General features: G+C 68.5%; 12 protein-coding genes. 1 reads left to right on the top strand and 11 read right to left on the bottom strand.

Annotated elements, in window-relative coordinates:
* Positions 1-29: 29 nt before the first annotated feature.
* Genes IE209_RS26610 through IE209_RS26640 form a run of 7 tightly spaced genes read right to left on the bottom strand, consistent with a single transcriptional unit; the run spans position 30 to position 7,091 of the window.
* Positions 30-449, bottom strand: a complete 420-nt coding sequence (locus tag IE209_RS26610) for a PaaI family thioesterase (protein WP_189689901.1) — start codon at positions 447-449, stop codon at positions 30-32.
* Entirely contained in the window at positions 446-1,240 is a 795-nt protein-coding gene (locus IE209_RS26615; protein WP_189689902.1) for an SDR family oxidoreductase, read from the bottom strand. The genes IE209_RS26610 and IE209_RS26615 overlap by 4 nt, the downstream gene beginning before the upstream one ends.
* 35 nt (positions 1,241-1,275) lie before the next feature.
* On the bottom strand, positions 1,276-1,482 hold the full coding sequence (locus tag IE209_RS26620; RefSeq protein ID WP_189689903.1) for a hypothetical protein: 207 nt from the start codon (positions 1,480-1,482) through the stop codon (positions 1,276-1,278).
* A gap of 48 nt (positions 1,483-1,530) precedes the next feature.
* On the bottom strand, positions 1,531-3,351 hold the full coding sequence (locus IE209_RS26625) for an acyl-CoA dehydrogenase (RefSeq protein ID WP_189689904.1): 1,821 nt from the start codon (positions 3,349-3,351) through the stop codon (positions 1,531-1,533).
* A complete protein-coding gene (locus tag IE209_RS26630) occupies positions 3,348-3,791 on the bottom strand; it encodes a PaaI family thioesterase (RefSeq protein WP_189689905.1) in 444 nt (147 codons plus the stop codon). Before IE209_RS26630 ends, IE209_RS26625 begins: the two co-directional genes overlap by 4 nt.
* Positions 3,791-4,966: an acetyl-CoA C-acyltransferase gene (locus IE209_RS26635; protein ID WP_189689906.1), complete on the bottom strand. Its 1,176-nt coding sequence runs from the start codon at positions 4,964-4,966 to the stop codon at positions 3,791-3,793. Before IE209_RS26635 ends, IE209_RS26630 begins: the two co-directional genes overlap by 1 nt.
* A 25-nt stretch (positions 4,967-4,991) precedes the next feature.
* Positions 4,992-7,091, bottom strand: coding sequence for a 3-hydroxyacyl-CoA dehydrogenase NAD-binding domain-containing protein (locus IE209_RS26640; protein WP_189689907.1), 2,100 nt, complete (start codon positions 7,089-7,091; stop codon positions 4,992-4,994).
* Positions 7,092-7,275: 184 nt separating this feature from the next.
* Between IE209_RS26640 and IE209_RS26645 the strand changes: the two genes are divergently transcribed.
* Positions 7,276-8,892: a methyl-accepting chemotaxis protein gene (locus IE209_RS26645; RefSeq protein WP_189689908.1), complete on the top strand. Its 1,617-nt coding sequence runs from the start codon at positions 7,276-7,278 to the stop codon at positions 8,890-8,892.
* Here the strand turns inward: IE209_RS26645 and IE209_RS26650 are convergent.
* The 4 genes from IE209_RS26650 to IE209_RS26665 are packed head-to-tail and all read right to left on the bottom strand — an operon-like array spanning position 8,862 to position 12,675.
* A complete protein-coding gene (locus IE209_RS26650) occupies positions 8,862-9,557 on the bottom strand; it encodes an ABC transporter ATP-binding protein (RefSeq protein WP_189689909.1) in 696 nt (231 codons plus the stop codon). The genes IE209_RS26645 and IE209_RS26650 overlap by 31 nt on opposite strands.
* Before the next feature lies 1 nt (position 9,558).
* On the bottom strand, positions 9,559-10,350 hold the full coding sequence (locus IE209_RS26655; protein ID WP_189689910.1) for an ABC transporter ATP-binding protein: 792 nt from the start codon (positions 10,348-10,350) through the stop codon (positions 9,559-9,561).
* Positions 10,347-11,639, bottom strand: coding sequence for a branched-chain amino acid ABC transporter permease (locus IE209_RS26660; protein WP_189689911.1), 1,293 nt, complete (start codon positions 11,637-11,639; stop codon positions 10,347-10,349). The genes IE209_RS26655 and IE209_RS26660 overlap by 4 nt, the downstream gene beginning before the upstream one ends.
* Before the next feature lies 1 nt (position 11,640).
* Entirely contained in the window at positions 11,641-12,675 is a 1,035-nt protein-coding gene (locus IE209_RS26665; protein WP_189689912.1) for a branched-chain amino acid ABC transporter permease, read from the bottom strand.
* Positions 12,676-12,738: the final 63 nt, after the last annotated feature.

A 12,738-nucleotide genomic window follows, 5' to 3' on the forward strand; every position in this document is an offset into this window, starting at 1 on the left:
GTGAGTTCAAGCGATTTCCTCTCAAGCTCTCAGTCGCTGGGCGGCTCGGCCATGGCCGGCGCGCGCGGGATGTACTTGAAGGTGCCCGTGGCATGGGCGCAGAGCCGGCCTTCCTGGTCCTCGATGCGCGCCTCGGTGAAGGCCATGCGGCCGGTGGCCTGCAGCACGCGGCCGGTGGCGACCAGCGGGCCGCGCGCGCTCTGCATGAAGCTGGTCTTCATCTCGATGGTCAGCACACCCAGTTCGGGCCGCAGGCTGCGCGCGGCCGCCGCCATGGTCACGTCCAGCAAGGTCATGCAGGCCCCGCCGTGCGTGACATGGAAATTGTTGAGGTGCTCGGGCTTGGCCTCGTAGCGCATCTCGGACTGACCGTCCTCGAAGCGCGTGAGCGTGATGCCCAGGTGGTCGATGAAGGGCACGGCGAAAAGCTGGCGGATCGGCGTTGTCATGCCGCGCCCAGCACCACGCTCACGCCGCCGTCGACGGCCAGCCACTGTCCCGTGATGTGCTTGCCGGCGTCGCTCGCGTACAGCAGCGTGATGCCCTTGAGGTCCTCGTCGTCGCCCAGGCGCTGCAGCGGCGCGCCGGCCTTCATCTTGTCCTCGCCCAGACTGTCGATCAGCCCGTTGGACAGCTTGGTGCGGAAGAAGCCCGGGCAGATCGCATTGACCGTGATGCCATAGCGGCCCCACTCGGCCGCCAGCGTGCGCGTGAAGCCGATGACGGCCGTCTTGGAGGTGTTGTAGGCCAGCGTCTTCATGCCGACCGGATTGCCGTTCAGCGCCGCGATGGAAGCGATGTTGATGATGCGGCCGCCGCCCTGCTGGATCATGCAGCCGTTGGCGATCTGCTGGGCCAGGATGAAGTAGCCGCGCACGTTGAGGTTCATGACCTTGTCCCAGGCCGCGACCGGGTGCTCCTCGGCCGGCACGCCCCAGCTCGCGCCCGCGTTGTTGACCAGGATGTCGACGCGGCCGAAGCGTGCCAGTGTCTGGTCCGCCAGGCCCCGCGTCTCGTCCTCCTTGGCGCAGTCGGCGGCGATCCAGTCGGCCTCGATGCCGGCGGCCTTCAGTTCCGCGGCGGCCTGGTCCAGGTCTTCGGCCTTGCGCGAGCTCAGCATGACGCGCGCGCCGGCCTCGCCCAGCGCATGCGCCATCTGCAGCCCCAGTCCGCGCGAGCCACCGGTCACGAGGGCCGTCTTGCCCTTCAGGTCGAAAAGTTGCTGGATGTTGCGGCTCATGTTGCTCCTTGTTTCTTCTTGGCCATCGGTGGGGGTCAGGGCGTGGGCTTGAGCCGCGCCCGCACGAAGATCAACAGCACGCCGACGGCCGCGGCGATGCCGCCGCCGACGACCAAGCTGTGGCCCAGGGCCTGCTCCTCGCCGCGTTCGACCGCCAGGCCCAGGACCAGCGCCAGCAGGCCGCCGTAGATCAGGATCCAGACCAGGTTCTGGAGCCGTTTGAGGTTGCGTGGTGTTGCCATGCGCGCACTGTACCCAAGCCTGTCGGCCCAGGTGTCACGTCCGCAGCCTCAGAAGGCTTCCTCGGGCAGGTCCAGGCAGGTGCTGTCGCAGCGCGCCACCACGGCCAGCCAGGCACCGATCCTGGGCAGCTCGTAACGGTAGAAGAAGCGCATGGCCGCCAGGCGACCCTGCGCCGCCGCGCTGCCGTCCGCGGGCATGCTGCAGGCCACATCCAGCCAGATCCAGGCCAGCACCGTGTGGCCGAAGGCCTGCAGGTAGGGCACGGCATTGGCCAGCGCGCGCTCGGGCTCACCGCCGGCCCAGGCCGCCTGCGTGGCCTGCAGCACCTGGGCCCAGGCGTCCGTCAGCGCGGCCGCCTCGTCGGCCAGCGCCGGCTGCGCGGCCGCCCGCGCGATGGTCTGCTCCAGCCGCGCGCCCAGCAGCTGCAGGCCGCGGCCCTCCTCCATGCGGACCTTGCGGCCCAGCAGGTCCATGGCCTGGATGCCGTGCGTGCCTTCGTGGATCATGTTCAGGCGGTTGTCGCGCCAGTACTGCTCGACCGGGAAGTCGCGCGTGTAGCCGTAGCCGCCATGCACCTGGATCGCCAGCGAGTTGGCCTCCAGGCACCATTCGCTGGGCCAGCTCTTGGCGATCGGCGTCAACACCTCCAGCAGCAGGCCGGCCTCGGCGGCCGCCTGTGCGCCGCCCGTGCGCTGCACGTCGACCAGGCGCGCGCAGTACAGCTCGAGCGCGAGCGCGCCCTCGCCATAGGACTTCTGCGCGAGCAGCATGCGCTTCACATCCGCGTGCTCGATGATGCGCACCTGCGGCGCTGCCGCATCCTTGCCGGCCTTGCCCTGGGGTCGGCCCTGCGGCCGGTTCTTCGCATAGTCCAGCGCGGCGTAGTAGCCGGCCAGGCCCAGCATGGTGGCCGAGGTGCCGACCGCGATGCGGGCCTCGTTCATCATGTGGAACATGCAGCGCAGGCCTTCGTGCGGCTCGCCCACGAGGTAGCCGATGGCGCCCGCGCTGCCGCGCACCGGGTACCTGCCTTCGCCGAAGTTGAGCAAGGTGTTGGTCGTGCCGCGCCAGCCCAGCTTGTGGTTCAGGCCGGCCAGCGCCACGTCGTTGCGCTCGCCCGTGAGCCGGCCTTCGGTGTCGACCAGCTTCTTGGGCACGATGAACAACGAGATGCCACGCGTGCCTGGAATCGGCTTGCCGTCCGGCCCCGGGATCTTGGCCAGCACGAGGTGCACGATGTTCTCGTTGAGCTCGTGCTCGCCCGAGGAGATCCACATCTTGTTGCCCGTGAGCCGAAAGCGTGGGCCCAGCGGATCGGCCTCGAAGCCGTCGCCATCGGGCACGGCGCGCGTGGCCACGTCCGACAGCGAAGAGCCGGCCTGCGGCTCGGACAGGCACATGGTGCCCGAGAAGCGGCCGTTGAATTCGTTGCGCGCGAACACGGCCTTTTGCACCGGGCTGCCGTGCACCAGCAGCAAGTTGGCATTGCCCTTGGTCAGCAGCGCCGAATTGATGCTGACCGAGGCCAGCGCGAAGAAGGCGTTCGCCGCGGCCTCGACCGTGAACGGCAGCTGCATGCCGCCCTCGTCGTAGTCCTGCGCGGCGCTGAGCATGCCGGACTCGGCATAGGCGCGGCTCGCGGCCAGCGTGGCGGCCGGCAGGATCACCTTCTCGCCGTCGAAGCGGGGCTCCTCGGTGTCCACCAGCCGGTTGAACGGCGCGTACTTCTCGCGCGCGATGCGCTCGCAGGTGTCGAGCACCGCGTCGAAGGTTTCGCGCGAATGCTCGGCGTAGCGCGGGCGTTCGGCCAGCTTCTCGGCCTGCAGCCAGTCGTACAGCAGGAAATCCAGCAGGGGGCGCAGGCTCATGGCGTGGCTTTCTCGGGCAAGGCCGCAATCGTGCCCTGCGCGATGGCGCAGAGCTTCTCGGCACTGTCCTGCAGCGCGAACACCTCGCAGCTGCAGACGGTCTGCGAGCGGCCCACGTGCACGGCGCGCGCACGCGCGATCAGGCGCTCGCCGACACCGGGCCGCAGGTAGTTGATCTTGAATTCGGCCGTCACGACCGGCACGCGCATGGCCGTGCCGCCCGCGAAGGTGAGTGCGTTGTCGGCCAGGTAGCTCAGCACGCCGCCATGGGCAAATCCATGCTGCTGCAGCAGCTTTTCGGACAGCGGCAACTGCAGCTCGACCACACCGGGCTGCAGCGCCGTCAGCTCGGCGCCCAGCAACTGGCTGAAGGGCTGCGATGCCAGTGCCTGGCGGCCGAACGCGAGGAATTCTTCGGCCGTCGGCACTGGCTGGGCCATCAGAGCACCTCGAGGATGCCGGCCGCGCCCATGCCGCCGCCGATGCACATGGTCACGCAGACCTTCTTGGCGCCGCGGCGCTTGCCCTCGATCAGGGCATGGCCCGTCAGGCGCTGACCCGACACGCCGTAGGGGTGGCCGACCGCGATGGCGCCGCCGTTCACGTTGAGCCGCTCGGCCGGAATGCCCAGCTTGTCGCGGCAGTAGATCACCTGCACGGCAAAGGCCTCGTTGAGCTCCCACAGGTCGATGTCGTCGATCTTCAGGCCCAGGCGCTTGAGCACCTTCGGAATCGCGAACACCGGGCCGATGCCCATCTCGTCGGGCTCGCAGCCGGCCACGGCGAAGCCCAGGAAACGGCCCAGCGGCTGCAGGCCCTTCTTCTGCGCCAGCGACTCGTGCATGAGCACGCAGGCGCCGGCGCCGTCGGAGAACTGGCTGGCGTTGCCGGCCGAGACGAGGCCGCCCGGCAGCGCCGAGCGCAGGCCGTGGATGCCCTCGAAGGTGGTGCCGGGGCGGATGCCCTCGTCGTTCTCCACCGTCACCTTCTTGGTGATGAGGCCCAGCGTCTTGTCGGCGACGCCCATGGTCACGGTGATGGGCGCGATCTCCTGCTTGAACAGGCCCGCCTCCAGCGCGGCGGCGGCCTTCTGCTGGCTGGCGGCGCCGTACTCGTCCATGGCGGCGCGGCCGATGTTGTAGCGCTTGGCCACCTGCTCGGCCGTCTGCAGCATGTTCCAGTAGATCTCGGGCTTCATGGCCTTGAGCTCGGGGTCGACGGCCATGTGCTGGTTGACCTCCTGCTGCACGCAGGAGATGCTTTCCAGGCCGCCGGCCACGAGCACGTCGTTCTCGCCGGCGACGATGCGCTGCGCGGCCAGCGCGATGGACTGCAGGCCCGAGGAGCAGAAGCGGTTGATCGTGAGGCCGGATGTCGTGACCGGCAGGCCGGCGCGGATGGCGATCAGGCGCGCGACGTTGCCGCCCGTCGTGCCCTCGGGCAGCGACATGCCCATGATCACGTCTTCGACCTCGGCGCCCTCGATGCCGGCGCGTTGCACGGCATGCTGCACGGCATGGGCGCCCAGCGTGGGGCCGTAGGTCATGTTGAAGGCGCCCTTCCAGCTCTTGGTCAGCGGCGTGCGGGCGGTGGAAACGATGACGGCGTTGGTCATGGCAATTCCTTGTTCTTTGGTGTGATCAGTTGAAGGTCTTGCCTTCGGCGGCCAGGCGCGCGAGCAGCGGCGCGGGCTGCCAGAACGCGGCATCGTCGAGCGGGTTGGTCGCGAAGCGCCGCATGGCCTGGACCACGTTGAACAGGCCGACCTGGTCCGCGTAGAGCATGGGGCCGCCGCGGTGCACGGGAAAGCCATAGCCGAAGATGTAGACCACGTCGATGTCGCTGGCCTTGTTGGCGATGCCTTCCTCCAGGATGTGGGCCGCCTCGTTGACGAGCGCGAACACCAGGCGCTGCACGATCTCCTCGTCGGAGATCTTGCGCGGCGTGATCCCCAGGGCCTTGCGGTGCTCCTCGATCATCTTGACGACTTCCGCGTTCGGGATCGCGTCGCGCTTGCCGGCCACATAGTCGTACCAGCCCGCGCCGGTCTTCTGGCCGTAGCGCCCACGTTCGCAGAGCAGGTCGGCCGTCTTGCTGTACTTCATGCCGGGCTTTTCGACGTAGCGGCGCTTGCGGATGGCCCAGCCGATGTCGTTGCCGGCCAGATCGCCCATGCGGAACGGCCCCATCGCGAAGCCGAACTTCTCGATGGCCTTGTCGACCTGCTCGGGCGTGCAGCCTTCGTCGAGCAGGAAGCCGGCCTGCCGGCTGTACTGCTCGATCATGCGGTTGCCGATGAAGCCGTCGCAGACGCCCGAGACCACGGCCGTCTTCTTGATCTTCTTGGCCACCGTCATCACGGTGGCCAGCACGTCCTTGCCGGTCTTGGCGCCGCGCACCACTTCGAGCAGCTTCATGACGTTGGCCGGGCTGAAGAAGTGCAGGCCCACCACGTCCTGCGGACGCTGGGTGAAGGCCGCGATCTTGTCCACGTCCAGCGTGGAGGTGTTGCTGGCCAGGATGGCTCCGGGCTTCATGACGGCGTCCAGCTTCTTGAACACCTGCTCCTTGACACCGAGCTCCTCGAACACGGCTTCGATCACGAGGTCGGCGTCGGCCAGGTCGTCGTAGGACAGCGTGGTCGTGAGCAGGGCCATGCGCTGCTCGTACTTGTCCTGCTTGAGCTTGCCCTTCTTGACCTGCGCTTCGTAGTTCTTGCGGATCGTGGCCACGCCGCGGTCCAGCGCCTCCTGCTTCATCTCCAGCAGCGTGACCGGGACGCCCGCGTTCAGGAAGTTCATGCTGATGCCGCCGCCCATGGTGCCGGCGCCGATCACGGCCACCTTCTCGATCTTGCGCTGTGGCTGGTCCTCGGGCACGTCCGGGATCTTGGAGGCGGCGCGCTCGGCCGTGAACAGATGGCGCAGCGCGCGCGACTCGGGCGTCCACATCAGCTGGATGAAGGCCTCGCGCTCGGCCGCCATGCCGGCGTCGAACTTCTGCTTGGTGGCCGCTTCCACGGTGTCCACGCACCTGGCCGGCGCCGGGAAGTTCTTGGCCATGCCCTTGACCATGTTGCGCGCGAACTGGAAGTAGGCGTCGCCCTTGGGATGCTTGCAGGGCAGGTTGCGCACCAGCGGCAGCGGGCGCGCGTCAGCCACCGAGCGGGCGTAGGCCAGGGCTTCCTCGGCCAGCGATTCGGGCGAGGCCGCCATCTTGTCGAACAGCTTCTGGCCCGGCACGGCGGCGATGAACTCGCTCTTGACCGGCTCCCCGCTCACGATCATGTTGAGGGCCGCTTCCACGCCCAGCACGCGCGGCAGGCGCTGCGTGCCGCCGGCGCCGGGCACCAGGCCCAGCTTGACCTCGGGCAGCGCGACGGCGCAGCCCGGCGCGGCGATGCGGTAGTGGCAGCCCAGTGCCAGTTCCAGCCCACCGCCCATGCAGACCGAGTGGATGGCCGCGACCACGGGCTTGGCCGAGTTCTCCACGGCCAGGATCACGCTGAGCAGGTTGGGCTCCTGCAGAGCCTTGGGCGAGCCGAATTCCTTGATGTCGGCGCCGCCCGAGAAGGCCTTGCCGGCGCCGGTCAGCACGATGGCGCGCACGGCCGCATCGGCATTGGCCTTGGCCAGGCCCTCGGCGATGCCCTGGCGGGTCGCAAGCCCGAGTCCATTGACCGGTGGGTTGTTCAGGCTGATGACGGCAACGTCACCGTGGACTGCATAGGCAGCGGTCATGCTGGGGCTCCTCGTTGAACATGAAAAGAACGACCGTTCACTTTTCATTCTAGGGGTGAAGGAGGCGCCGCCGGATCGGTGTTGTCCCGATCGGGACATGGCACCCGCGCCTGGCGTTACACCTTGTTTCCATGTGACTTTGTCTTCGAAGCGTCATACCGAACGGATGCAATGCGCCGCTGCCATGAACGATGCAGCCCCGCCCTCTTCCGCCAGACCCGTGCTCGCGCGCCGCCTTGTCGCCGCGTTCTGCCTGACCCTGCTGTTGTGCCTGGCCGGCACGGCCATTGGCATCCAGTCGTTGCAGCGTGTCGATGCGGCCACGCAGGCAGCCGTCGTCCACAGTGTCGCGAACGAGCGCCTGGTGGCCGACGCCTACCGTCTGCAGGCCATGAACGCTGCGCGGTACAAGGCCTTTGCGCTGAGCTCGGAGCCGGAGGTCGGTGAGCTGCTGATGGCCGACATCAAGGCCACGCGTGCCGAGTACGCCGGCCTGGTGCGGCAGTTGCAGAGCCGGCTCGCCGGCCATGCCGACGCCGAGCGCCTGGCCCTGGTGCTGCGCCATGGCGACGCCTTCGACGCCGCGGTCAAGGAACTCGTGGCGGCCCGCGATTCCGGCCTGACCGAGCGCATCCGCACGGTGTTCGCGCAGACCTTCGAGCCGGCCATGCAGGCGCAGATGGCCAGCCTCGCGGGTCTGGCCACGCTGCAGCGCGAGGCCATCGACGCCACGGGCCGGGACATCGCGGCGCTCAGCGCCTCGGCGCGCCGGGCGCTGCTGGCCTTCGGCACGGCCGCACTGCTGCTGGGCGCCCTGCTCGCTGCCTGGCTGGTGCGTAGCATCTCCGAGCCGATCCTGCAGGCCGGCCAGACGGCCCAGCGCGTGGCCAGCCTGGACCTGCGCGAGGACATCGCCGGCCACGGCCGCGACGAGGCCGGCCGCATGCTGCAGTCGCTGGCCGCCATGCAGGGCGCCCTGCGTGCGCTGGTGGGCCAGGTGCGCGACGCGGCCCAGGCCGTGCGCACGGGTGCGGGCGAGATCGCGCTGGGCAACCAGGATCTGTCCGAGCGCACGGGCATGGCCGCCTCCAGCCTGCAGCAGACCGCGGCCTCGCTGGAGCACATCACGGGCCGGCTGCAGCAGGCGGCCGCACATTCGCAGGAGGCCCAGGTCCGCGCGCGCCAGGCTGCGGCGCAGGCGGTCGCCGGCGGCGCGGCCTTCGGCCGGGTGGTGCAGACCATGGCCGGCATCGAACAGTCCTCGCGCAAGGTCTCGGACGTGATCGGCGTCATCGACGGCATCGCGTTCCAGACCAACATCCTCGCGCTCAACGCAGCCGTGGAAGCGGCCCGTGCCGGTGAGTCGGGCCGCGGCTTCGCGGTGGTGGCGGCCGAGGTGCGCCAGCTGGCGAACCGCTCGGCCGCCGCGGCACGCGAGATCAAGAGCCTGATCGCCGAGTCCATGGACAGCGTCGCTGCCGGTGCGCAGCTCGTGGGCCGGACCAGCGAAGGCATGGCCGGCATCGTGGCCGCGATCGAAGGCGTGGCCGACACGCTGGGCGCCATCGCGCAGGACAGCCGGGCCCAGACCGAGGACATCGCGCAGATCAACACCGCCGTCTCCGCGCTGGACCAAATGACGCAGCAGAACGCGGCACTGGTCGAACAGGCCGCCGCCGCCTCCGAGGGACTGCGCCGGCAGGCCCAGGCGCTGGCGGCGCTGATCAGCCGCTTCACGCTGCCGGCGGACCCGGCGCCGGCGGCCCTGGCCTACACCTCCAGCCACTCCTTGCGGACGTAGGCGTCGGCGCGCAGGGACTCGGGCGTGCCCTGGAACACGATGCTGCCGTGGCCCATGACCAGCGCCCGGTCGGAGATCGTCATCGCGATGGTCAGCTTCTGCTCGATCAGCAGCACCGAGATGCCCTTGGCCTTGAGGGTCTTGAGGTACTCGCCCACGAGCTCGACGATCTTGGGCGCCAGGCCCTCGGTGGGCTCGTCGATGATGATGAGGTCGGGGTCGCCCATCAGCGTGCGGCACAGCGTGAGCATCTGCTGCTCGCCGCCCGACAGGACGCCGGCCTCGGTGTGCTGGCGTTCCCTCAGCCGCGGGAACATGCCGTACATGTCGTCGAAGCTCCAGCGGCTGCCCTGCCCCTTGCCCTTCTGGCCCAGCATGAGGTTCTGGTGCACGGTCAGCGTGGGAAAGATGTCGCGGTTCTCGGGCACGTAGCCGATGCCGAGGTGGGCGATCTCGTAGGCCTTGCGGCCCAGGATGTCCTGGCCTTTCCAGCCGATCCGGCCCTCGCAGTCGACCAGGCCCATGATGGCCTTGGCCGTGGTCGAGCGGCCGGAGCCGTTGCGCCCCAGCAGCGCGACGATCTCGCCCTGGCCGATTTCCAGGTTCACGCCATGCAGCACATGGCTCTTGCCGTAGTAGGCGTGCAGGTTGTCGATGTTCAGCATGTCAATGTCCGCCTGCTTGCTGCTCTGCCAGCACCGAGCCCAGGTAGGCCTCCTGCACGCGCTGGTTGGCGCGCACCGCGTCGGGCGTGTCGAAGGCCAGCACCTCGCCGTAGACCAGCACGGCGATCTTGTCGGCCAGGCCGAACACCACGCCCATGTCGTGCTCCACGGTCAACAGCGTCTTGCCGACGGTCACGTCGCGGATCAGCTGGATGAAGCGCGTGGTCTCGCTCTTGCTCATGCCGGCCGTGGGTTCGTCGAGCAGCACCACCTCGGAGCCGCCCGCGATCGTGAGGCCGATCTCCAGTGCGCGCTGCTCGGCATAGGTCAGGTTCATGGCCAGCACGTCGCGGCGCTTGTCCAGCTTGAGCATGTGCATGAGCTGTTCGGCGCGGTCGTTGGCGTCCTTGAGGTCGGCCAGGAACTTCCAGAACGCGTAGCGGTAGCCCAGCGACCACAGCACGCCACAGCGCAGGTTTTCGAAGACCGACAGGCGCGTGAACAGGTTGGACACCTGGAAGCTGCGCGAGAGGCCGCGCCGGTTGATCTCGTACGGCGCCAGGCCGTCGATGCGTTGGCCCTTGAGCCGGATCTCTCCGCTCGTGGGCTTGAGGCGCCCGCTGACCAGGTTGAACAGCGTGGACTTGCCCGCGCCGTTGGGGCCGATGATGGCCACGCGCTCGCCGGCCGCGACCCTGAGTTCGGCGCCACGGATGATCTCGGTCTTGCCGAAGCTCTTGCGCAGGTCGATGAGTTCGAGCGCATAGCCCGTGGTGGATGACGTTTCTCTCACGCGGCCTCCCGCCGTTTGATTTCCTTCTCGATCGCGATCTGCGCCTCGCCCCAGTCGTGCATGAAGCTGCGGCGCGCGAGCTCGAACAGGCCGATGCCGGTCAGCAGCACGAAGATGCAGCCGAACCAGCTGTCCCGGCTTTCCACGTTCAGCGTGGCGCCCAGGAAGTGCAGCTCCGGTCCCATGGCCGCACCCAGTTGCAGGTGGTAGATCATCTCGACCATCGCGGCAGCGCCGGCCAGCAGCACCAGCGCCGTGGCGCCCAGTGCGAGGTAGGAGGTCCACAGCCGGCGCAACTGGCCGAAGGCGGCCACGCGCAGGTTCATCATGACCAGGCTGGCGATGCCGCCCGGCGCATACATGACCATGAACAGGAACACCAGGCCCAGGTACAGCAGCCAGGCCTTGGTGAACTCGGAGAGCAGCACGAAGGCCAGCACCATCAGGATGCCGCCGATGATGGGGCCGAAGAAGAAGGTCGCCCCGCCCAGGAAGGTGAACAGCAGGTAGCCGCCGGAGCGCCCAGCGCCGACCACCTCGGCCGTCACGATCTCGAAGTTCAGCGCACCCAGGCCGCCCGCGATGCCGGCGAAGAAGCCCGCGATGATGAAGGCGAGGTAGCGCACGCGCTGCGTGCTGTAGCCGATGAACTCCACGCGCTCGGCGTTGTCGCGCACGGCGTTGAGCATGCGGCCCAGCGGGGTGCGCGTGAACGCGAACATGGCGGCCACGCAGACGAAGGTGTAGACGGCGATCAGGTAGTACACCTGGATCTGCGGCCCGTAGCTGATGCCGAAGAAGGGCTTGCCGGCCACGCGGTTGCCGCTCACGCCGGCCTCACCGCCGAAGAAGCCCGAGAACATCAGCGACATCGCGAACACGAGTTCGGCCATGCCCAGCGTGATCATCGCGAACGGCGTGCCGGCCTTCTTGGTCGTGACGAAGCCGAACAGCACGGCGAAGAACATGCCGGCCAGGCCGCCCACGACGGGCAGCAGGCTGACCGGGATGGGCAGCGTGCCGCCGCTGACCATGTTCAGGGCATGGATCGCCACGTAGGAGCCCAGGCCGGTGTAGACCGCATGGCCGAAGCTCAGCATGCCGCCCTGCCCCAGCAACATGTTGTAGGACAGGCAGGCGATGATGGCGATGCCCATCTGCGACAGCATGGTCGCCGACAGGTTGCTCGTGAACACCAGTGGCGCCACGGCCATCACGAGCGCGAACAGGCTCCAGACGGCGAAGCGGCCGACGTTCCAGGGCTTGAAGCTGTAGTGGGTCTTCGGCATCTCAACCCTCCCGGCTGCCCAGCAGGCCCTTGGGCCGGAAGATCAGGATCAGCACAAGGAACAGGTAGGGCAGGATGGGCGCCACCTGCGAGACCGTGAGCGTGAGCAGCGCGTTGCTGCTGGCCGCAGGCCCGGGCTCCATGCCCATGCTGCGCAGCAGGCCCAGCAGCGAGTTGTCCATGGCCACTGCGAAGGTCTGGATCACCCCGATCAGGATGGACGCCAGGAAGGCGCCCGACAGCGAGCCCATGCCGCCCACCACCACGACGACGAAGATGATGGAGCCCACCGTGGCCGCCATCGCCGGTTCGGTCACGAAGGTGGAGCCGCCGATCACGCCCGCCAGGCCGGCCAGCGCGGCGCCCGCGCCGAACACCAGCATGAACACCCGCGGCACGTTGTGGCCCAGCGACTCCACGGCCTCGGGGTGCGTGAGCGCGGCCTGGATCACCAGGCCGATGCGCGTGCGCGTGAGCAGCAGCCAGACCGCCAGCAGCATCAGCACAGCCACCAGCATCATGAAGCCGCGCGTGGCCGGGAACGGCGAGCAGACCACGCGCACGGCCGTATCCGCCGCCTGGCACATGGCGCTTGGCGCCGCACCCCAGACCAGGCTGAGCCCGTCCACCGAATGCTGGACCAGCGTGAAGGCCGGCCCCTGCAGCACGGGCGGCGGCGTGAACGGCACGGCCGTGCGGCCCCAGACCAGTTGCACGATCTCCAGGATCACGAAGGACAGGCCGAAGGTCACCAGCAGTTCGGGCACATGGCCGTACTTGTGGACCTTGCGCAGGCACAGCCGCTCGAACAACGAGCCCAGCACGCCGACGACGATGGGCGCCAGCACCAGCGCGGGCCAGAAGCCGACCACCTGGCCGACCGTGTAGCCCGCGTAGGCGCCCAACATGTAAAAGCTCGCGTGCGCGAAATTGAGCACGCCCATCATGCTGAAGATCAGCGTGAGCCCGGAGCTGAGCATGAACAGCAGCAGGCCGTAGCTGAGCCCGTTGAGCATCGAGATCGTGAAGAACTCCATCACCTCACCTTAACGGCCGCCAGGGCCGCACTGCAAAAAAAAGCCCGATCCAGAAGTTCTGGG

Source organism: Pseudorhodoferax aquiterrae (assembly GCF_014652235.1).
Lineage (GTDB): Bacteria > Pseudomonadota > Gammaproteobacteria > Burkholderiales > Burkholderiaceae_C > Pseudorhodoferax > Pseudorhodoferax aquiterrae.